The 19393-nt window shown below is 71.2% G+C and carries 18 protein-coding genes and 2 pseudogenes; 7 read left to right on the top strand and 13 right to left on the bottom strand.

What is annotated here, in order from left to right:
• Positions 1 to 450 precede the first annotated feature (450 nt).
• Positions 451 to 621, top strand: coding sequence for a hypothetical protein (locus tag ABTY56_RS34165; RefSeq protein WP_350633267.1), 171 nt, complete (start codon positions 451 to 453; stop codon positions 619 to 621).
• A gap of 19 nt (positions 622 to 640) precedes the next feature.
• Here the strand turns inward: ABTY56_RS34165 and ABTY56_RS34160 are convergent, their stop codons facing one another.
• Both ABTY56_RS34160 and ABTY56_RS34155 read right to left on the bottom strand, forming a co-directional pair.
• Complete coding sequence (locus ABTY56_RS34160; RefSeq protein WP_350633266.1) at positions 641 to 1234, bottom strand: RICIN domain-containing protein; 594 nt, start codon at positions 1232 to 1234, stop codon at positions 641 to 643.
• A gap of 392 nt (positions 1235 to 1626) precedes the next feature.
• Positions 1627 to 1818 (bottom strand): hypothetical protein, encoded by a 192-nt coding sequence (locus tag ABTY56_RS34155; RefSeq protein ID WP_350633265.1) that lies wholly within the window; start codon positions 1816 to 1818, stop codon positions 1627 to 1629.
• Positions 1819 to 1837: 19 nt separating this feature from the next.
• Between ABTY56_RS34155 and ABTY56_RS34150 the strand changes: the two are divergent.
• The 3 genes and pseudogenes from ABTY56_RS34150 to ABTY56_RS34140 form a co-directional block, all read left to right on the top strand.
• A pseudogene (locus ABTY56_RS34150) lies at positions 1838 to 2002 on the top strand (restriction endonuclease fold toxin-2 domain-containing protein); the annotation flags it as partial.
• Between the two features lie 60 nt (positions 2003 to 2062).
• Positions 2063 to 2437 carry a hypothetical protein gene (locus ABTY56_RS34145; protein ID WP_350633264.1) on the top strand — a complete coding sequence of 125 codons (375 nt, stop codon included), beginning with the start codon at positions 2063 to 2065 and terminating at the stop codon, positions 2435 to 2437.
• 1008 nt (positions 2438 to 3445) lie between these two features.
• The gene (locus ABTY56_RS34140; protein ID WP_350633263.1) at positions 3446 to 3613 is read left to right on the top strand and encodes a hypothetical protein; all 168 of its coding nucleotides are present in this window, start codon (positions 3446 to 3448) and stop codon (positions 3611 to 3613) included.
• A gap of 95 nt (positions 3614 to 3708) precedes the next feature.
• Here the strand turns inward: ABTY56_RS34140 and ABTY56_RS34135 are convergent, their stop codons facing one another.
• On the bottom strand, positions 3709 to 4014 hold the full coding sequence (locus ABTY56_RS34135) for an ATP-binding protein (RefSeq protein ID WP_350633262.1): 306 nt from the start codon (positions 4012 to 4014) through the stop codon (positions 3709 to 3711).
• A gap of 117 nt (positions 4015 to 4131) precedes the next feature.
• The gene (locus tag ABTY56_RS34130) at positions 4132 to 4551 is read right to left on the bottom strand and encodes a Mu transposase domain-containing protein (RefSeq protein WP_350633261.1); all 420 of its coding nucleotides are present in this window, start codon (positions 4549 to 4551) and stop codon (positions 4132 to 4134) included.
• Positions 4552 to 5141: 590 nt separating this feature from the next.
• Between ABTY56_RS34130 and ABTY56_RS34125 the strand changes: the two genes are divergently transcribed.
• The gene (locus ABTY56_RS34125) at positions 5142 to 5489 is read left to right on the top strand and encodes a hypothetical protein (protein WP_350633260.1); all 348 of its coding nucleotides are present in this window, start codon (positions 5142 to 5144) and stop codon (positions 5487 to 5489) included.
• Between the two features lie 1372 nt (positions 5490 to 6861).
• Here the strand turns inward: ABTY56_RS34125 and ABTY56_RS34120 are convergent.
• The 5 genes from ABTY56_RS34120 to ABTY56_RS34100 form a co-directional block, all read right to left on the bottom strand.
• Positions 6862 to 7401 carry a GNAT family N-acetyltransferase gene (locus tag ABTY56_RS34120; protein ID WP_350633259.1) on the bottom strand — a complete coding sequence of 180 codons (540 nt, stop codon included), beginning with the start codon at positions 7399 to 7401 and terminating at the stop codon, positions 6862 to 6864.
• A 619-nt stretch (positions 7402 to 8020) separates the two neighbouring features.
• Entirely contained in the window at positions 8021 to 8416 is a 396-nt protein-coding gene (locus ABTY56_RS34115; protein WP_350633258.1) for a hypothetical protein, read from the bottom strand.
• Between the two features lie 1314 nt (positions 8417 to 9730).
• Positions 9731 to 10186 (bottom strand): LppU/SCO3897 family protein, encoded by a 456-nt coding sequence (locus tag ABTY56_RS34110; protein ID WP_350633257.1) that lies wholly within the window; start codon positions 10184 to 10186, stop codon positions 9731 to 9733.
• 745 nt (positions 10187 to 10931) lie between these two features.
• Positions 10932 to 11429, bottom strand: coding sequence for a hypothetical protein (locus ABTY56_RS34105; protein WP_350633256.1), 498 nt, complete (start codon positions 11427 to 11429; stop codon positions 10932 to 10934).
• A gap of 487 nt (positions 11430 to 11916) precedes the next feature.
• Entirely contained in the window at positions 11917 to 12285 is a 369-nt protein-coding gene (locus ABTY56_RS34100) for a hypothetical protein (RefSeq protein WP_350633255.1), read from the bottom strand.
• 390 nt (positions 12286 to 12675) lie between these two features.
• Here ABTY56_RS34100 and ABTY56_RS38895 point away from each other — a divergent pair.
• Positions 12676 to 13444 (top strand): annotated as a pseudogene (locus ABTY56_RS38895) (IS630 family transposase); the annotation flags it as partial.
• Positions 13445 to 14060: 616 nt separating this feature from the next.
• Here the strand turns inward: ABTY56_RS38895 and ABTY56_RS34085 are convergent.
• The gene (locus ABTY56_RS34085) at positions 14061 to 14435 is read right to left on the bottom strand and encodes a hypothetical protein (RefSeq protein WP_350633253.1); all 375 of its coding nucleotides are present in this window, start codon (positions 14433 to 14435) and stop codon (positions 14061 to 14063) included.
• Between the two features lie 760 nt (positions 14436 to 15195).
• A complete protein-coding gene (locus ABTY56_RS34080; RefSeq protein WP_350633252.1) occupies positions 15196 to 15597 on the bottom strand; it encodes a DUF6193 family natural product biosynthesis protein in 402 nt (133 codons plus the stop codon).
• A gap of 1325 nt (positions 15598 to 16922) precedes the next feature.
• On the opposite strand from ABTY56_RS34080, the gene ABTY56_RS34075 reads away from it, so the two are divergent.
• Positions 16923 to 17066 carry a hypothetical protein gene (locus tag ABTY56_RS34075; protein WP_350633251.1) on the top strand — a complete coding sequence of 48 codons (144 nt, stop codon included), beginning with the start codon at positions 16923 to 16925 and terminating at the stop codon, positions 17064 to 17066.
• Between the two features lie 146 nt (positions 17067 to 17212).
• On the opposite strand, the gene ABTY56_RS34070 is transcribed toward ABTY56_RS34075, so the two are convergent.
• Entirely contained in the window at positions 17213 to 18175 is a 963-nt protein-coding gene (locus ABTY56_RS34070; protein WP_350633250.1) for a hypothetical protein, read from the bottom strand.
• Between the two features lie 718 nt (positions 18176 to 18893).
• Positions 18894 to 19393: trypsin-like serine protease (locus ABTY56_RS34065; protein WP_350633249.1), on the bottom strand; the 500-nt coding region annotated here is incomplete at its 5' end.

Genomic DNA, 19393 nt, shown 5'->3' with positions numbered 1-19393 from the left:
CCGGACGCCGGACGCCGGACGCCGGACGCCGGACGCCGGACGCCGGACGCCGGGGGTTCGGTACCCGCGGCCCCCGAACGAACCACTGCTGTGCGAGGTGTCCGCCGCCCTCGACACCCTGGCCCGCCACCTCACCCCCGCCACCGCACGCCCCCGCTGACCCCCGCCTTCGCGTTGTGCGGCACCAGGCAGGCCCCGCCCGGCCGCCCCAGAAGGTGCAGCCCGCGGGGCGGCCCGGGGCGCCGGTACGGGCTGTTGCACCTGCGATGGGCTGTCCTTTTCTCGCGTCCGGCTGGTGCCGGCCGCTCGCTGGTCCGGGGTGGCGGCGGGGGCCGGATCAGGGGGGTGGGAGAGGGCGCGGCGCGCGGGCCGACAACGGGCTTGGCGGCTGTCGGGAGCGCCGGATATCCCTCGAAGGCAACGCCCGGCCACGGCCACAGGGAGACGCCCGTGAGCACCCGTCAGCGCCCCGCCGAGCCTGACGACAACGATGACCAGGCCGACGCCGTCGAAGTACCGCAGGTGTCCTGGCCGGCCCGGACCGCGTACCGGCGCGGGTCTGCGAACCCGAACGGCTCGACCACCGCGCTGCGCTCTGAAGTCCCCGGCTTCGGCCCATGACCCGAACCTTGAACAGCTCCTACCAGGCGACTCGCCAGTACTGGTCGGCGAAGGCGCCGTTCGTCACCTGGATCAGCTGCTTATTGTCCTCGTACCCCTGGACGGCCAGAGAGAGATTCGTGCCCGACTTGGTGAACTGAACGAGCTGCTCGCCGTTGTACCAGACCAGCTGCGTATACCACACCTGGTCCGAGAAGTTCCCGTTGCAATCCACCTGGATGGCTTGGGTCCCATCGGAGTTTCCCTGTGCTGCAATGCACTTGTTGCTGTTCAGGTTCTTGATCAGGTTGAAGCCGGGGGCGATCGAGATGTAACCCCATGCCTGGTCGTAGAAGTCCAAGCACTGGTACTGGAACGGTATGGCCCTGTCGGCGTTCCCCTGAACGACGAGGCACTTGTTGCTGTTGCGGTTCCGCAGTCGGTGGCCCGCCGCGCTGTCCGCGAGAAGCGCGGCCGGGGGCTTGGCGATGCTGTCGGCACCTTCCGCGAATGACGGCACGCTGGACACGACCAGCGTCTCCGCGGACGAAGCCGAGGCTGTCGGAGCGGTTCCGAGCGTCAGACCGAGCGCCGATGCGAGGACGCAGGCCGCCGTTGCCTTGCGCAGGTTCACTAGCCTCTCCTGTTCTGTGGGTGGGACGGGTACTTCGAGTGAATCAAACCTGCCGGACGGCGTTTCAAGCCACCGTCAAACCGGCCAAAGGTGCGACCAAGAAGGCTCTCTGTGCGCTTGCGAACCTGAAGCCTGGGCCGATATGAGCATCGATCGAAAAATGCGGCAATTGGGCATTCTCCTGACATCGAGTCACTCGCGCCGCGATGGGTGTTCGTCAGCGAAACTCCCTCACCACTCCGTCGCCGCGCGGAGTCGGACACGGGTGATGGAGCGGGCGTTCGCCAGCGGCGTGGGCGCTCGTGATCCCGGAGGGGCGGTGATGATCGGCGTTTGGTTTTCAGTGGTTCGGCGTGGCTGTTCACTGGGGCGGCTGGGGTTCTTTCCCCAGGTCACGGGTGTTCGTGGTTGGGGATGGTGAACGGTGGGGCCGGGTGCGCGGTGAAGGGGCCGTGCTCGGCGTGGAAGCGGCGCTCAGGCAGGTCACGCCAGGGCGCCCCTTTCACGCTCTGCAGGCGGCCGGAGAGCCGGTCGGCGAGGTTGTACTGACGACGACCACCAGGCCGTCCGCGAGCTTGTTGCACGGACGAGAGCGCCCTCGCCGATCAGACGTGGGAGAACGCCCGGTACGCCAGCGCCTTCAAGGATCCCCGGAACAAGCCGATCAACCACCTCGAAGTCATCACCAACGACGAGAAGGCCGCCGCGTACTTCGACGCGATCATGGCGGCCGAGAAGGTCCCGGGCCGCACCCGGATCGAGAAGTAACCCCGTACCCCAGCCAGGCGGCAGAGCCAACCTTGCCGCAACCTCGACGAGAGGAAGCCCGTGAGCGGCAAATACCTCATCATGCCGGACCAGGACCACGGCGGCTCCTGGGACTTCACCCCCGAACAGCTCGACCAGGCCCTGCACGGCAACTGGCCCCACGCCCGCCTCGTCGGTCCCATCCCCCGCTTCAACGTCTACACGCTTTCCGTCCCCTACCGGGACGAGCTCCGCGAGTTCAGTTACTTCGACGACCGCAAGTTCTTCTCCTTCTCCGACCAGGACCCCATCGACTTCCCCTTCCGTGTCGTCTTCACCCTGCTGATCGCCCTGGCCCCCAAGCAGCAGGTGATGTGGACCGACGACTTCGGCGGCGACGTCCACTATGCCGATCTCTCAGCCGGCATCCACCAGCTCCTGCGCCCTTTCCAGTAGGCGCACCTGGCGTGATCCGTTGGTCCGGCGGTACCGGGAGCTGCTGCCGGCCATCACCGTCACGTCGCGTCCACGGAGTGGGAGTTCGGCGACGGGGAGGTCGGCGAGCTCGTCGCGGGCGGTGGAGAGCGGCGGCGGTGGGTGTGGTGGCAGCCGGCGCGTGGGCGGCGGACAGGGCGAGCAGGACGGTTGCGGCGCGGCACCACGGGCGGCTGGTAGCCATGGCGTACACGTACCGCCCCGCTCTGCCAGTGCCTGTCACCCGCGTCCGTTCGTAGGCGCCTTGACACCCTCTCGGTCGGGAATGCGGCGGCGCCTGAGGTGAAGCCGGCCACCGGATGGCCGGGCGCTGCGCTCTGTCCGGTCGGAAGCCGTGGCCGCGTCCTCGGTCTGGGGCGTGGTTCTGTGGCCCTGCAGCGGGGTCTGGTCGGCACTGGGTGTCGGTGCCGCTTGCCCGTCCAGGCGGCTGTGAACGGCAGAAGGGCGCCGGTGTGTGGCCGGCGCCCTTCGGTATCTGCGGGGGAGCCTGGCGGCTCCTGGTGCGGCTGTCCGGCGATGGGACCGGCTGCGGCAACAGCTTGTGGTCCATGTCCCCTGTGTGTTGACCAATCGACGCGGCCGGGGAGGCCAGTCGCGGACCAGCCTGCCGACTCAGGGCGATCGGCGGCAATACTTCATGGGACACGGCCTTGCGGACTGAATTAATGGAAGCCGACAGGAGTTCCCCTGACCAGCTGATATGTCGCAGAAGGCGCACGTTCTGAAAGTTGTTTATAGGAGATCTGAACGGGTCGGATTGAATTAATGAGCGCTTTCCGGGGGCTGAATGGTCTTGCTTTTCGGGCTGCTCCCAATGGATGACTTCTAAAAGCCCGTCAGGCGCGGCCGGCAAGCCGTGGGGCCCGTGTTGACCAGTTCGACAAACCCGAGAGGGGATGGACAGCCTTGTCCATGAAGATCACGTGTCCGTGGCGACGCGGAAGCATTCCGGCAGGTACCACCGGCGTCGTGATCCTGATCGTGGTGATCGGGATCGTCGCAGCTGCCCGGCCGGCCGTGCTGGCGGACCCGGTCGTCTCGGCGGCGGCGACCGCCGTGGTGGGCGCCGCCGCGGCCTGTTTCACGAAGCGGGTTCTTTGCAGCGCCGTCTGCCTGCGTTGGAACCTGGGCAGGTAGCCGGTGGCCGGCCGTTTGAAGGCCGGGGTCAAGGCCGGGCCGGCGGAGGAACTCGCGAGGTTTCTCCGCCGGCTGCGCCAGCGGCCCGACGGGGCTCAGGCCCAGTTGATAACCGGCGGCCCGAGGAAGATTGCGTTCTCCTTGGCCGCGATGAAGTCCAGTGTTCCCAGGTAGGCGAGCTGCTGGCGCGTCATTCTGCGCAGATGGGCGAGGTCGAGTTCCTCGATGGTCTTGATCGCGGGGAAGCGGGCGGTGCGGATGCGGCCCTCGCCGCCGTGGGAGTCGCGGGCCGAGACCTCGCGCTGCAGACAGGCGACGAGGTATTCGAGTTGGCTCCAGGACTCGGCCTGCGCGCGTTCGGCGAGCCGCTCGGCGGCGTCCAGCAACGCGGGTGCCTTCATCGCGCGGGCGAGGAAGGCCAGGTCGGCGATGGTCTGCCGGGTGGTGCGGGCGGCGGGGACGCCTGCTTTCGCCGCGTCGGTGGCAGTGTTCGGGGACTGGGGAGCGGTGCGGGGCCATCATGTGTCCTCCTTCCCGGCGCCGCCCTCGATGAGGGTGAACATACGGTCATAGGTGCCCAGTTCGCGTTGCGCGACCTCGATGCCGAGACTGTCCGGGGCCAGCACCGCGGCCCGGGCAGTGGCCGCGCGGGCGGCCTGCTGATGGATCACCTCGCCGCGCATGAGGTCCGCTGCGGCGGCATGGTCGGGATCGGTCAGGCTCTGGTGCCTGGCCCAGCAGCGCGGATGGCGGGCCACGGTCCCCTCGCCGCAGAGGACGGTGATCTCCTCGTTGTCGGCGCGGACCATCACCGTCCGGCCGATCGCGCGAGGGTGGACGGAGTAGTCGTTGGTATCGACGCGGATGTAGTGGTCGCGGCCGATACGGACACGAAGCGGCCACCAGTCCGGCGGGTCGACCGGCGGGATGGTGAGCATCGCGGTGCGGTCCGCCTCCCACCGGTCCGCGGGGCGGGGGAATTCGGGCCGGTTTTTCTGGGTGTTTATGAGGGCGTTTCAGGGCGTTGTCGCTCGGGGGATTTCGGTGTCGTTTTCCGGTGGCCGTCCGGTGGCGTCCGCGGTGCCCCCGAATGTCCCGCCCCTGCCTCGACCGTCCCGCCTCGCCCTCCAAGGGGGCCGCCAGGCCCCGGCCCTGCAGTGCTGTCCTGGAAGCGGTCTCGGATGGGGTCCTGCCGTGGTTTCCCACCGGGGGGTGAACGGGCATGTCGGGAGGCTTATCAACCCTCTTGGAAAGCCTGACGACTGGCGTCCTTCCTCTTGTGAGTGAGCTGGCCGGTTCGGGGTGGGGCGGGTGGGTGCGGCGAGGTTGCGGCGCCTGCGGCGGGCTTCTTCTTCTCTCGCGTTCGGCTGGGCCGGTCGCGGGAGGGGGGATGGGGCGCGGCCGCGCCCCGGTCTGCCGTCCCGGGCCGTCGCCGTGCTGGGTGGCCGGCGATGACTGGGTACCTGATCCGTCCCGACTGAGTAGTCGCGCTCATGTGTGGTCCGGTTCGGCACGGTGGAATCGGTCTATGGACAACATCCCGGCCGGATCCGCATCGCCGCTGCACGACCGCGACGCGTGGAGGTTTCCGCTCGTTGTGACGGTTGTGCTGCCGCTCTGCCAGGTCCTCTACTGGTTCTTCGTACTGGTGCGCGCGGTCGAGGTCGACCAGTGCGTGCCACGGGGTGCCTGTGGGCGGGACTGGGGCCTGCAGTACGACGCTGCCCACGGCCTGATGGGCGCGCAGTTGGTGCTCATCGCGGCTGCCTGGGTCCTGCCGGCCCGGATGCGTTGGGCTCCATGGCGCTTCGTCGCATCCGCCGTGAGCGTGATGTGTGGCCTGGCATGCAGTGTGGTGATCCAGAACTTCGGCTGAGGGCGCCTTCCAGCGCCTGATCCGTCGGCCGTCGGCGTTCAGGCGGTGGTCCCGGGCCCCGCGCTGCTGTCCTCTTCGGGGGGCCCGCATTGGCGTCCATGCCGAGCGCTACCGGCATGCGTGCCCGTGACCTGATTCGCCACGAGACGCCAAATGGCCTTGATCACCGATTTCTCTGGACCACTGGCCCCGGCCGCCGCGCCGACCGCCGGACGGAGGCCATTCCGCCGGATGGTGACTGTGAGTGCACACCGTTCGCCGAGACCCTGCCGGAGCCCCGGCCCGCGACCGACCCGGCCAGAGCACCGGAAATGGCCGACCTGAGTATTCAGGGAAAGGGGGGCGGAATCGCGTTCACGGTAATCTCTTGAATCCGCATCGGAAAGACCTCGGAAAGGCCGTCGGAGGGCCGGTGTTCGCTTTGGAGGGCCTTGCTGTGCTCGGTCGCTTCGGTCGTGCTGCGTCCCCGGCCGCCGCCGCCGCCCGCCGCCTCGGTCGCCTTGGTCGCCTTGGTCGCCTTGGTCGCTTCGGTCGCTGCGGACGGCGGACCCGCCGCCCGCCCGCCCGGCCGTGCCGTGCAGCAGCGCGGGCGCCTGTGCGGCTGCCCGTTCCGCCGCGGCGGCTGGTGCGCCCCCGTCCCGGCCATCTCGGCGCCTGCCGGTGTCCCGGCCGCCGACGTCGACCAGGAGCTCGCCGTTGTCCCGTTCGCTGGCGTCGACCAGGGGCCCGTCGTCACCGCGGCCCGGCCCCGCCGTCTCCGCACCGGTCGCCGGTTGCTGTGGTGGCCCGGGGCTGGGGGGTCGGTGCTGTGGGTTGTGCTGTGCCCCGTTGGCTCCCAGGGCGTCCTGGTCGCCGCCGTCACGGCCCGCGTCCTCACCTTCTCCGGCAGCCCGTCGTCCGGGGGTGGTCTGGTGTGGGTGGCCGTCAGGCCGGCCTCGGGGGTGTTCTGGTGGCTGTCGCGCCGGGTTGTCGCGGGGTTGTCGTGCGTGGTGACGTGGGGGGATGCCCGGTTTACCCTGCGTGTGGTTTGGGCGCGACAGCTGGGTGGGACAGGGGGCTGGGTGGGGCCTCGGGTGCTGTCCTGCTGTCCTGCTGTCCTGTGACAGCGAAGTCGGGATGGTGGTCACCGATGTCGGGAACAGCGCAGGTTTGTGACAGCGAAGTTGGGAAGCGCTGACGCCGATGATTCGTCGTGCCTGGTCAGAGGGCCGCAGCTTGCAGCGCCCGTTCGCGGATCTCTGCTCGCCAGCGCTTCGCTGCTGGCGGCGGGCGGACGAGTACCAGGGGTTGTGGGACGGTGTGGTGTTTCTGAGGTGCGCCGTGGCCGACGGCCGGTCGGTGGCTTCGTGGATCCGCGTTGTCGAGTACGAGTTCAAGCGGACGGCGTGATGGGGGACCGCTGGCCGAGCCACTGCTCGGCGTCCCAGGCCTGGTACCGCTCTACCTCGGTGAACCCCAGCTTTGCCGCGAGGCGCATCGACCGGTCGTTGGCGGTCTGGGTGGTGAGCACCACCGGTTCGCCGGGAAGCGCGCCGTCGAACCAGTCGAGCGCCGCCGCGCACGCCTCGGCGGCGTACCCGCGCCCCCATGCCTGCGGCAGGAACAGGTAGCCGAGATCGGCCTTTCCCGTGGCAGCCGGGCGGCGGTGCTCCGTTGCTCTCCTGAGCAGGATCTGGCCGATCATCGCCCCGTCGAGATCAACGACGAAGCTCCCGGGCCACCGCTCGGGCACCCCCAGCATCTCGCGCTCAAGCACGTCACGCAGGCGGGGGCCGCCGAGGTAGGTGTGCACCCGCCGCGATGCGAGCAGCTCGATGAACGCCGCACGGTCCCGGGCCTCGGGCTCACGGAGCATGAGCCGCTCGGTCCTGATCGGGGCAGGCGGCCAGGCGACGGGTCCAAGATCAGCCATAGCAGGCAACCTATCCCACGCCCGCCGGGCACGACTGGCCAGTCCCAACTCCGTTGTCACAAAACATAGTTGTCCCAACTTCGGCGACAACCATCCCAACTTCACTGTCACAGGTCGCCTGCGCCCGCCGTTCTGGCTGGTCCGGCGGGGCCCCGGCGTAGCGGGGCGGTTCCAGAAATCCGGAACGCCGGGTGACGGGCCCGCCGTCCCGCTCGTCGTGTTCGGGCGTCCGGTCGTCCTGGCCGCCGCGCCCGTACCTGCCGGCGTCGGGCCGCAGGCCCGCCTCCAACACCCCCAGGCCCGGCACGGGCCAGGGGGCCCGCAGGGGCACCGCGCCTTCCCGCTCACCAGCCAAGGCCCCCCTCAAGGCCGGTACGGGCCCGCAGGGGCCGCCTGCCCATGGGGACGCGGCAGGCGACGCCCCCGCACCCGCCCCCGGAGCCGCCAGGCCCCGCCCCGCCGCCCCCGCGCACCGGGGGAGCCGCAGGCAACCCCCGCGCCGCTCCCGGCCCCCCGCGCCGCTCCCGGCCCCCCGCGCCGCTCCCGGCCCCCCGCGCCGCTCCCGGCCCTTCGGCCCGCCCCGGGCCGCCGTACGGCTTCGCCGGCTGCGTCCCGGCTGCTATGGGCTGGGCCGTCGGGTGGGCTTGCGGGTCGGGGGCTGGTTCTTGACGGCGCTGCAGGCGAGTAGTTCGGTGCCGGTGGCGTTGAAGTAGAGGGTGAAGAACCAGGACCGGTCCGGCGCGTCGAGGAGGCCGGTTCGGAACGGCACGTCGCGGTGTCGGGAGAGGATCTCGACCGACTCGTCGAGGCCGACGGTGGTTAGGCCGATTCGTCGTGCGCGGCGCAGCCGTGTGGCGGCGATGCCGCGCACCATCCAGTCGGGCACCTCGCGGTCGAACAGCCACAGCTCGCCGCCGGCCAGGAGAGCTTCGCGGGCCGGGGCGCAGGCGGCGGTCTGGTCCGCGAGCATGGCGGCCAGACCGGGTCGGGTCGGGTGCTCGTTCTGGCTGGTCATGCCGAGACCGTAGTCACCGGCCGGTGGACGGTGCCACCGGATTTGGGCGGTGGGGGCCCTGGAAGTCCCGGGCCGGACCCACGCGGGCCAGCAGGTCCTTCCAGCCTGGGGACCATATGGCAGGACAGTGACAGCCCGTACCGGCAGGCACTCAAATTCGCTGGTCAAGATCACCAATCAGTCAAGATCGAGTGTCGGAGGGACACCCGCGCCGACGTCCTCAATGTCGCGGGGGGCACCGGCCTCGCCCCGATGAAGGCGATCGTCGAGCAGCAGGCCGATGTTCTGCTCCACCGTCGCCCCGCTCTGGCCCGCTCCAGCCGGCACCGCGGTCCTCGACGGCCTGGTCGCCGACCTCGGCGCGCCCACGCCGCCGCCCGCACCCCACCCCCCTGGTCCCGCCGCCGGGCTGCGCCCCGCGGCCCGCCTCGACGTCCCGGTGCGGGCCGCCCTTCCCGCCGTCCTCGCCGTCCTGGTCGATGTCCCCGCCCCCGGGGTGCGCCCCGCCCCGCTCGCCGGGGCCTCGACGGCCCGGTGGTGTTCGCCGTCGTCCTCGCCGTCCTGGCCGCGGTCCTCATCCGGGCCCGCCCGCCGACGCCTTGTCCGTCGGCCTGTCCGGGGCCGCAGGCCTCGGTGCTGTCGCGTCCCTTGTCCCGCTCAGACCGCTGTGATGACCGTTCCGGCCCGGATACCCCGGATCCCCCCTCCTCGCCCCGGGCCGCGACAGCACGACAGCACCACCCCCACGGCCAGGCCCGGCGCAGCCAGAGCCCACCCCCGCCCCAAGGGCCGCAGGCCCCGCCCGCACCCCCTCGCCTCCGGGGGAGCCGCCTCCGAGGGGAGCCGCAGGCGACCCCCTGCCCACGGTGACGCCGCAGGCGCCACCCCCCACCACCCGCCAAGGGGCCGCCAGGCCCCAACCCCCGCCAACGGCCCCGCCTTTCCGGAATTTCCCGCCTGACGCTGCGCCCGCCCCGGCGCCCGCTGCTGCACGCCCTGCTCACAGGGTCTTTTCCCTGTGTTTTCTGGTGGTGTGGTCCCTGAGGTTTCCTCACCGGCGCGGGCCCGGTGATCGAGAGGGGATGACGGTATCCGAGGTGAGGAATCTCGGACCGGTGGAGGGGGTGGACGCGGTGTCGTATCAGGGAGTCTTGTCGGCAGGAAATCGGTCCCGCTTCGACGGTGATGCTCGGGTGACTCGGTGTCGAAGCCGCCGTTACCGGTGCCGCGGTTCTCCAGCTTCACCTTGATCGGCGCGCGACCTGGCCAGCGCCCTGGGAGTTTCCCTTCGGGTCCGCCGGTGCCTGTGAGGCGTCAGCCGGTCTGGCCGTACTCGTCGGGCCAGTTGGGGGGCTGGACAGGGCCGCCCGGCCGATCGGGATTGACGGCCAGACAGAGCACGACGACGCTTGTCGATCGCTTCTGGGTGTACGAACCGAAGATCTCGGGCCCCTCGCCGTAGCACGGCCGGTACTGGCTGGCATCCCGGACGACCTTGACGACCTTGTACTGCGCATCCGGTTTGCCGCAGCCCACGATCTGCAGATCCGCTCTGGACGCAACACCGCGATCATGCATGCAGTCACCGACCCGAGCGGCATCGGCCTCGGTCGTGCTCAGCCAGCCGGCGACCAGCAGCCCGGTGGTGGCCAGGGCGACCAGGATGAGTGGCGCCCGCGAGGCCTTGCCGAACCGGCGCAGGAGTGAGGAGGAAGTCGGTTCCGAAGCGGTCGGGTGTGGGTTGGCGGCCCGGAGCAACGGGGACGTCATGGCAGCTCCTTGCGGTCGGATCATCGGATTGCGGCGCCGAACACTAGCAGCGGATCTTGTACGGGTCCGACGTGCCGATCCCCGTCCAGCGGAGTGGAACTTCCGGCTGGACGACAGATCGTGGTGGACCCCCTGCCGGTCGTCTACCTCAGTCACACGGCCGCTCCGCTGCTGGAGACGGCCCGGGCCGAGGACGAGGCCCGGTGGCCGGCCGCTGTTGCACGGGAGCGGGAGCAGGCCCGGCGGACGAGCGCGGCCAGTTCCGGGGGCGGCCTGGCCGCCCGTCCCGGCGGCTGTGCCCGCGCCGTCCTGCGTTGCCCATTCGGCCGGGCTCGGCGCTGCCGGCCCCGGCGCTGTCATGCTGGGCCCGTTCCCTTTGTCCGGTAGCGCACCCGCCGCTTTGGCCCGACGTGGAGAGGCCCGCCGCCTGGCGGCGGTGGGCCTCTCGGTGTCTCGGTTACTCGGGTCCTGCGGCGGCGGCGTCTGCGTCTGCTTCCTGCCTTTGGTGGCGCAGCTGCTCGGGATGGCCGTGTAGGCCTTTCACGTGCCGCGCGCCGCTTCGTGCGCGGCTCGGCGCGGAACACGGTGACGGCTGCCGGGTAGCGGCCGGTGGAGTCGGGCCCCGTTGAGGCGGTCGATCTCGTTGGGGCCGTCACCGGTGTCCTCTGACAAGTGATCTTGACCGATTGGCAGGTGATCTTGCCCTCCCGGCGCCGGGGCGGAGCGCGCTGTCGGGGTCCGGCCGTCAGGACAGCGGGCCGGCCAGCAGTTGGGAGGCCAGGTCGTGCAGTTCGGCCACCATCTCCTTCGTCAGCCCGCCGCAGTGCTCCTGTTGGTCCTCCGCGCGGTACAGCCATCCGCGGACCGGCCGCAGCGGTGAGCCGGGGTCGTCGGCGGGGCACAGCTCGAAGCCGATCCGCTCGGCCGCCGCCAGCGGATCGAGGCGGCCGTCCAGCAGGTCCCGCAGGCAGTACCGGGCCAGCGCCCGGTCGCGGCCCTCGATGGTGGCGGGCAGCCGCAGCACCGGCCAGAGTTCCTGCTCCGCCTCGGCCAGCAGGCGGCGCGCCTCCAGGACCTCCCCGTCGGACAGTACGCCGAGCTCCCACAGACTCGGGGTGTCCACCCCGCCGGCCAGCGCCGCCCAGGCAGCCTCCACCGCCGCAACGACCGACTCCGGATAACCGACGATGCGTCGCTCCAGCAGCACCCGGCGCAACGGTTCCAGCGCCTCATCCATCTCCATCGCGCGAGCGTAACCACCCACTCCAGCCCGGAGCGACACGTTTTGATCCGACGACAGCCCGCGCACTCCGCCAACACGGCATCACTACCCGCCCGCGCAGCAGCCTCCACCGCTTCCCCCGCCACCGATCAAGATCAAGTGGCGGGAACCTCCCGGTGATCAAGATCGAATGACAAACTGTTCCGGCCGCCCAAGGGGGCTGTCGCGTGCTGCTGTCGCGTGGGGTGCTGTCGTGGGCTGTGACGTGGGTGGATGCCCGGGATCCCCCATGGGTGGTCCGGGCGCGACAGCCAGGGACAGCCCCGCCGGTGGCGCCGCAGGCGACACCCCGCAGCCACCACCCAAGGGCCCGCCAGCCACCACCCAAGGGCCCGCCAGCCACCACCCAAGGGCCCGCCAGGCTCCACCCCGGCCCGTGTCGCGCCCTGCGCCAGCTCCCGCCCCGCGCCGGCCCCCACCACCCCCGCGCCGCCGTGAAGGGTCGAGGCTAGGGGGTGAGACAGACGGCGTAAGCGACCAGGTCGGCAGGGGCGCTCCCGTGGTTCGAGCCCGTCACGATCCACCAGTCGAAATCGGGGACGGAGTTGACGACGGCGACTTGCTGAGGATTGGTGTCGAAGCCTCCGCCCCCTCCGGTGAGCACGGTGCCCGCCGGGCAGTGTGCGGCGGCAGAGCGGTCTTCTCCCGGCGGAACCGTCTGGGGGGTGCCGGGGTACCCGGCGGTGGTGGCCTTAGGCGCATTGGCGCTTTTCGGGAGTGGTGATTCTTGGGAGCCGGTGTCCTGCGCGGCGGAGATCCCTGCGCCGGTGGCCAGGGCCACCAGGGCCGCGAGGGCGGCTGTGCGGATGCGCTTCAACTCGACCTTCCTTTGCTGTGCTGATGCGGGCGCTCTACATTCCCGCCGTGCCCGGTTGGAAGCGCCGTGTACCTAGGGCGGCGCAAGCAGAATCGATTTTTCGGCACCCTTTCGAATGAGCGGTACTCGGATCATCGGACTGGCCGTCAAGATCGACGAAAGGAGTAAAGACCAACGCCGTTGCGTTTACGAGCGGCGGCGTGATGCAAGTCCGTTCTCCATGATCTGGATGTCGACGGTGAGGGTGTGGGTCTGGCACCTCCACAAGACAGACCAAGGCTGATGACGCCGTATGGCGAGTCCGCTGGACCCGGAAATGGCCACCTACTCAGGTTGAACTCGTCTTGTCGGGGCTGATGAGGGCCGTCGATCCGTGGGTATGCCCTCGTCGTGCGATACGCGCAGGGGGGCGGGTTCACTGCCCAGGAACAGCAGCGCCGGGAGCGGGTGGGGCTTGACGCCGTTGAGCGGTTCGAGCGTGGTGACAGCAACAGAACGATCGCGGCTGACCTGAGAGTCACGGTGCGATCGGTCGAGCGGTGGCGCCGGGCCTGGCGGGAAGGCGGCTCGGTGGCTCTGGAATCGAGCGGACCGCAGTCGCCGCCGAGACTGGGTGAGCGGCAGTTCGCGCAGTTGGAGCGGGAGTTGGAGAAGGGTCCGCCGGCACACGGCTGGGAGGACCAGCGCTGGACGTTGGCACGGATCAAGACTCTGATCGGCCGTCGCTTCCATGTCTCGTACACGGTCCAAGGTGTGTGGCAGCTCCTACGGCGCAACGGCTGGTCCTGCCAGCAGCCGGTCCGGCGCGCGATCGAGCGCGACGAGGGCGCGGTCGAGGTGTGGAAGAAGCAGGTGTGGCCGCAGGTAAAAGCCTAGCGGCGGCGCTCGGAGCCTGGCTGGTGTTCGAGGACGAGGCCGGCGTGTCGATGACCCCGGCACGCGCCCGCACTGGGGACGCCGCGGCCGCACCCCTGTCGTCCGGGTGCGCGGCCGCTCCCGCCGGCGAGTCTCGATCGCCGCCCTGACCTGCTACAAGCCCGGTGAACGGTCCCGGCTGATCTACCGGCCCAGGCCGGACGACAGTCAGGCCCGGGCCACAGGCCGCAAGAGCTTCGCCTGGACCGACTACCTCGACCTGATCGCCGCCGCGCACAACCAGGCGGTCGTCCCGGGTCCGCGCTGCTGTCCTCTTCGGGCGGCCCGCATTGGCGTCCATGCCGAGCGCTACCGGCATGCGTGCCCGTGACCTGATTCGCCATGTGGCGGGTGGGTGGATTGCTGGTTGATCTTGTTGGTGGGCTGGGGGTTCGCGGGTTGGTTGAGAAGTCCAGGGTGGGGCTGGGCTCGTGTTCGGGGGTAAGAGCCGGTTCTGCCGGTGTCGTCGGCTGGGTGTTCCGGCCGTTGGCCTGTGTGTTTGTGGGGTTGGTTGAGAACCTTCGGATGGCATGAGAAGTAGTGGGGTTTTCCGCAGTTCTGCTGAGAGCCCTGTATGTGCCTCGCAAGCGGGTTGCCGGGGCCTGCTGCCGCCCGGCGGGCTGGCCGGGTGCAGGTGACCGAGCCTGCTGCGCTCTGCGGAGCGGCCTGGCTGCGGCGTGGTGCCGGAGCCGGAGAAGGTCTGGGTTGTCGAAGCCCGCACCGAGTGGACCCGCCCGCCCTGCTGGACCTGCGAGGGCCCGTTGGGTGGCCCGGAGGGTTCCGAGCGGGAACTGCGTGCCGAGGCGGCGCCGGAGGTCGCTGAGTGCCCGGACTGCGTCCAGGCCCGGGAGTGTGGGCGGCTATGTCTTCTCCGGTGTGTTGTCGGGGAGCCTGTGGCCTTGGGCGTGGAGCCAGCGCCGGATTGACTCCGTGTGGCGGACGGCTGTTGCGTGCAGGGCTGGACCGGTCTTCGCGGCGGCGGTCTCGCGGCCGATTCGGGCGGCGTCCTGCTCGGCAGCCTCGACGACGGCGCTCGCGACCCAGTCGTCGAGGACTCCGTCGTTCTTCCACCTGGTGAGCCGGTTGCGCGCGGCCCGGTGGGCGGCCTGGGCTTCGGCTGCCTTCGTCCGTTGAGCGGCCCGCTCCCAGTACCGCGTGCGGTTGGTGAGGTATGCATCGATGGCGCTGCGGGCCATGGCCTCGTCCCGTTCGGGATCGTGCTGAGGGCTCGTCATGCGGGAAGGATAAGAGAGCGTCGATGGGTCGGCTCGCTGCCCGCTTCGGCGGGCACGGCCGGCGAGGGGCAAACGCGCGCAGCGGGGGAGCTGCCTCGTCGAGCCGGACCAGGACGCCGCCTCCGTGGGCATGCCGATTGGCGCGGGCACTGGGGCCCGGGAGACGAACGCCGTGCTGCGCCCCTGCTGGACCTGCAAGGGCCTGCTGGGCGGCCCCGAGGGTTTGAAGCAGGAACTGCGCAGCGCGGCCGCGCCGGAGGCCGCCGCCGGTGACCGGCTGCGCGCGCTTCCTGACCTTCGCGCGCTTCCTGACCTCGGCCGGCTCGGCCTGGGCCCGCGTCCTCGCCACGGGTCAGCGTGCCGCGATGGGCGCGATCGCCGCCACCCCGGACCGGGCCGACCGGGTCGGGCAGGCGGGCGCCGGACTGCCCGCCGAGGCCGACGCCGACCCGCGTTTGTGGCTGTGGCTGTTCCGGGTCACCCGTGTCGGACACGACGTCGTGGCCGCCGGCGTCCGCACCACCCTGCGCCGCCCGGCGTGCCTGCGTGCCGGCGGCTTCGTCCGCCCGCAGGGCTGCTCGCCCTGGCTGCTTCGCGGGGGCCAGGCCGGTGCGGCGGGGAGGGCGGTGGATATCCATGTGTACCTACCGGGGGTCTGCCGGTGTCACCGGTGGGGAGCGGATCCGCGCTCCGGGCCCGGGACGGCATACGGCCCGGCCGGCTCACCGCCCGCCCAGCCGGTCTGCTGTTCGGCCGGGCGTCAGGTCGGCACCTCTGTGTCTCCCGGGGGTTCGTTCGAGAGAGCCTCACTCGTCAGGAGAACCATGCACTCCAGCGCGGCCGCGGGGTCCGTGGTCTCCAGTACCACGTGGTCCGGTCCCCATGGATGCGTCATGACGAGAAAGCCGTGGGTCGTCGACGCGGCGATCGCCGGGAACGGCTCCGTGCGGTACTGACGGAAGTCGCCCGTCGCCGACACGTGCAGTTCGTTCATGGCCGTCCACGGAAACAGCCTGCGCAGCAGCGGTTCCGACGCTGCCGGCTCCAGCAGGTCCCACAGTGCTGGGCTGACCCAGTCCCCGGGCGTGTGCGGCGGACGCCAGTGGTCCAGGATCGCCTGCCATTGCCTGTCGCGCTCGCCGTCGCCACCGGAGATCGTCATGCACCGACGATCGAGCCGTCCCCGTCCGCTGTCAACACCGGGCGGTCGCACGCGCGAAGAGCCACCGTCTGCAGATCACGGACACCCGCAGACCCCCCCGGACCGCCGGAGACCACCTGCCGGGCACCGTCGGCAGGCGTGGGTGCTCTCGGTTCCCGTCGGCATTCGGCCTGCGGTCCACCGCGAACCGCTGCCGGCACCCGCCGACGAGTGCTCTTCATCCTCACCACCTGCGCGGCCGCCGTACTTCGCGGGGCTCTGCATCCTCGTCAGTCGCAGGCAGGGCCGTGCTGCGGCGGCGGGCCCGGCCGGCTGCGGCCCGGCCGGGCCGCCGCGCCGCTGCCGGGTCTTCGCGGACACCAAGTCCGCCACCACCGCCTGCCGGGCCGGGCACGGCGCGGCCGGGGACCGGGCGGAGGGCCGGCACGGTGGCCCGGGTGTCCGGAACACGGGCGCGCCGTCAGGACCAGCTGCGGCGGACGCCGGGCCGTCTCGCGTGGTGGATGCCGCGCCTGGCGCCGGCGGCGGACGTCGTCGATGCGCTGGGCGCTGTGGCGCCACAGGACGGCCGGGGCGGGTTCCGGCGTGGAAGCTTCAGGCCCTGTGGGACGTGCTGCCGGTGCTGCGCTGCACAGCGGCCCGTGAGCCGGGCACGGAGGCGGCGCGCGGTCTGTCGCAGGACCGGGGCACCGCTCTGTTCACCCCGGTCCGCACAGCGGAGCGGTTCACCGGCGATCCGGCGAGGGTGCTGGCGCGGGCAGCGGTACACCGTGCACCGGGACGATAACGACGGGGACGGCTGGTGGGAGTACGACGACGTGGTGCCCGTCGTCGCGGCCACGTTGGAGCTGCTGGCCGCGCACGGGCCGCTCGGCCGGTGTGGTGGCGCTTCGGCTGCCCCGGCGGGCACTCCCTGCTCGACGCGCTCGACAACCCGAACAACCGTGCCGCCTACGACCAGCGCCAGGCCGCCCGGGAGGAGAAGGTCCGCCAGGTCCACCGGGAGGTGATACGGATCCTGGCCTGTGCCGACTGCGGTCAGGTCCCGAAGGAGGAGAGCACCTGGGAGTACGGCTTCCACGGCCGCGAGCAGTGGATCCGCCGTCCCGGTGGCCGCTGTTGGTCCTGTCACCAGGAACGCGAGGAGCGGCTGGAGCGGGAGGCCGGGGAGCTGCTGGAGGCGGCCCGGGCGGCGAACGCCGCGCTGCGCCCGTGCTGGTCGTGCCGGGGCCCGATCGGCGCCGGAGGCGGGCTCGGAGCTGGAACTCGACGAGAAGACCGGCCCGGACCGGCTGGAGTGCCTGCAGTGCCTGAGCGACCGGGAAGTGAAGGAACTGGGCCCGCTGGTGCTGCCCGCGCCGACCGAGTGGGAGCTGGTGACCGCGATGGTCTTTGTTCCGGACGATCCGTGGTGGGAGGTGCGGGTGTTCCACGCGAGGCTCTACCCGGCAAGGGACCGGAGGGTGTGACCTCTTCGGTTCGGGGAGCCGTTGCTGGAGGGTGTCGATTCGGGCGGGAGGCCGAGACTGGAGGGCCCCGCTGGTCGTCGGCCGAGCGTAACGGCGTCGGCGGGGGCGGGGCTGGGCTTGGTCTGCGATCGGGTGGGCGCGGGGGCTTATGCGGGTGGAATGGTGGCGATGCCGCCTTCTTCCTCGGGGCTGATCGGCGGCCGACGCTTCCCGGTGCCGCGCCACCACAGCAGGCGGCCGTAGGTCGAGACGGTGACCAGGGCGGCGCCGGCGACCGCGTAGATGCTCAGCACGACGAGTTGCTGGGTGATGGAGTTGCCGTCGAAGTAGAGGGTGTTGCGGATCAGGGTGGAGCCGTTCCAGGGTGGCAGGCCGGGGCCGATGGCCTGCCAGAAGGCCGGCAGGTAGGCGGTGCCGTTGACGCCGCCGGTGGATGGGTTGCCGAAGAAGACCATGATGACGACGGTGACCAGGGTCCCGATCGGGCCGATCAGGCTCTGCAGGGTCGCGGCGAACAGGGCCACCGCCACGCACAGCAGGGCGAACTCGCCCCACAGCGGCCAGAAGTTGGAGCCGACGTCGGGGTAGGCGCCGAGGATCGGGCCGGTGATCACGTCGAAGACGAGGGCGACGGTGATCGCGTAGCCGATGAGGCTGAGGACGCGCCGGCGGGCGGCCGCGGTCTTGGTGCGCTGCATGGCGAGGGTGGAGCCGAGGTAGCCGGCCACGAGCAGCACGAACGCGGCGATGCCGGGGACCACGCCGAGCGGGTCCTCCTTGGGGAGCTTGTTGGTCACCTTGAGGGCGAGTTGCTGGCCCTGGGCCTTGGCCGCCTCCTCGTAGAGGGCCGGCATCTGCGCAGGGGCGACCAGGCTCGCGGCCTCGGCGATGACCACCGTGTTGCTCTGCGGAACGAAACCGCCGTAGATCTCCGCCCGGTTCGCCGCGGCCTCCAACGCCTCCTGGTCGGAGTACTGGTGGATGTCGAGCGAGATGTGCTGCTGCACGGCGGTGGTGATCGGCGAGCCTCCGGTGACCCCCCACGGCAGGTCGCGCGCGACCACGGCATGCTGCGCCGACACGTACGTCGTGATCATGATGGTGGCCATCACGAGGGCGATCAGCAGGCCCGTGATCAGCGCACGCCACGACGGCGGACGCGGGCCTTCATCAGTGCCCGGTACCTCGCCGCTCGGCCGCGCACCCGAGCCGCCAGAGGCCGAAGACCCTGCGTCCGGCCCATCCGGTCCCGGCGGCACGGCAGGCGTCGGAGTGCCGTCGGCGGCCCGGTCCGGATCCGGGTGGGCCCCGTCTCCTGCGTCACTCATGGCAATCCCCAGGTCACCCAGGCACGGGCCGGTCGGCTACGGGCCCCTGAACACCCATCGACTCTCCCAGACCAGCCCACCAGCACCACGGAGCCGCGAAGACGTTTAACCCGAACAGCCCGAGAACCGACCGCAGGCCGCCGCCAGCCGTCCACACGGCGCCGCGCGCAAGCGCCCACCTCCGGGAGGCCTCACGACTGCTCGACCCGCCGCCCCGGCGGTCGCTGCTGGACCTGCTACCAGGAACGCGAGGAGCGGCTGGAGCGGGAGGCCGGGGAGCTGCTGGAGGCGGCCCGGGAGGTGAACGCTTTGCTGCGCCTGTGCTGGCCGATTTCTGGCCGCGGATCGAGCCGGGCCTGGTTCGCCGACAGCCGCGCACTCACGTACCGCACGTCGTCCGGATCACGTACCGCCGTGACCTCCGGCCGACGACCCCGCCGGCCACGAGCACCGGGACGACGAGCACCACCAGGAGCACGCCGTCGTCGGCTGGCTCTGTTCACGAACCTGGACGGCAAATGTTCAGCACTCCGGGAGGCGCTGGGCGAGTGCGCTGTTCGATGTTCACGAGAGCCGACAGCACTGCGCGGACCTTGCGGAGCTGTGGACTTGGGTGGGTCATCCGCTGGTGGGCGGGGCTCCGAAGGTACGCCGGTAGGCCTGCGGCGTCGTGGTCCAGGCCGGTGGTGTGGCGCGGGTCCACCCGGTAGGCCTTCACCCGGCGGACCTGGCCGGCGGTGCCGGTCAGGTCGGTGCGTCCGGCGATGACCCGCAGCGAGCGCGGGTCGTCCGCCTCGGCGACGCAGTGGCCCGCGGTCAACACCTTGGGCGGCGCGATCAGCGCGCCGGTGCACCACTGCTCACCCGCGGCGGTCTGCAGGGCCACGGCGAACGGGTGGGACGTGGTCGTGGTGTCCGATCCGCCGTGGACGGCGGCGGCCGGGGCGGCCGCGGCGGCCACCAGAGCGGCGGCGGCCAGCAGGACGGTGAGGGGGCGTC

It is taken from the genome of Kitasatospora sp. NPDC097691, from assembly GCF_040302665.1.
Taxonomy (GTDB): Bacteria; Actinomycetota; Actinomycetes; order Streptomycetales; family Streptomycetaceae; genus Kitasatospora.
Note: the sequence above shows the minus strand (reverse complement) of the source record. Positions and strands in the feature narration are given on the sequence as shown.

What these genes read in the sequence shown, in the direction of transcription:
- ABTY56_RS34135 (WP_350633262.1), bottom strand. Translation starts at nt 4,014, where the DNA reads ATGAAGGCACCCGCGTTGCTGGACGCCGCCGAGCGGCTCGCCGAACGC.
- ABTY56_RS34130 (WP_350633261.1), bottom strand. Translation starts at nt 4,551, where the DNA reads ATGCTCACCATCCCGCCGGTCGACCCGCCGGACTGGTGGCCGCTTCGT.
- ABTY56_RS34125 (WP_350633260.1), top strand. Translation starts at nt 5,142, where the DNA reads ATGGACAACATCCCGGCCGGATCCGCATCGCCGCTGCACGACCGCGAC.
- ABTY56_RS34120 (WP_350633259.1), bottom strand. Translation starts at nt 7,401, where the DNA reads ATGGCTGATCTTGGACCCGTCGCCTGGCCGCCTGCCCCGATCAGGACC.
- ABTY56_RS34115 (WP_350633258.1), bottom strand. Translation starts at nt 8,416, where the DNA reads ATGACCAGCCAGAACGAGCACCCGACCCGACCCGGTCTGGCCGCCATG.
- ABTY56_RS34110 (WP_350633257.1), bottom strand. Translation starts at nt 10,186, where the DNA reads ATGACGTCCCCGTTGCTCCGGGCCGCCAACCCACACCCGACCGCTTCG.
- ABTY56_RS34105 (WP_350633256.1), bottom strand. Translation starts at nt 11,429, where the DNA reads ATGGAGATGGATGAGGCGCTGGAACCGTTGCGCCGGGTGCTGCTGGAG.
- ABTY56_RS34085 (WP_350633253.1), bottom strand. Translation starts at nt 14,435, where the DNA reads ATGACGAGCCCTCAGCACGATCCCGAACGGGACGAGGCCATGGCCCGC.
- ABTY56_RS34080 (WP_350633252.1), bottom strand. Translation starts at nt 15,597, where the DNA reads ATGACGATCTCCGGTGGCGACGGCGAGCGCGACAGGCAATGGCAGGCG.
- ABTY56_RS34070 (WP_350633250.1), bottom strand. Translation starts at nt 18,175, where the DNA reads ATGGCCACCATCATGATCACGACGTACGTGTCGGCGCAGCATGCCGTG.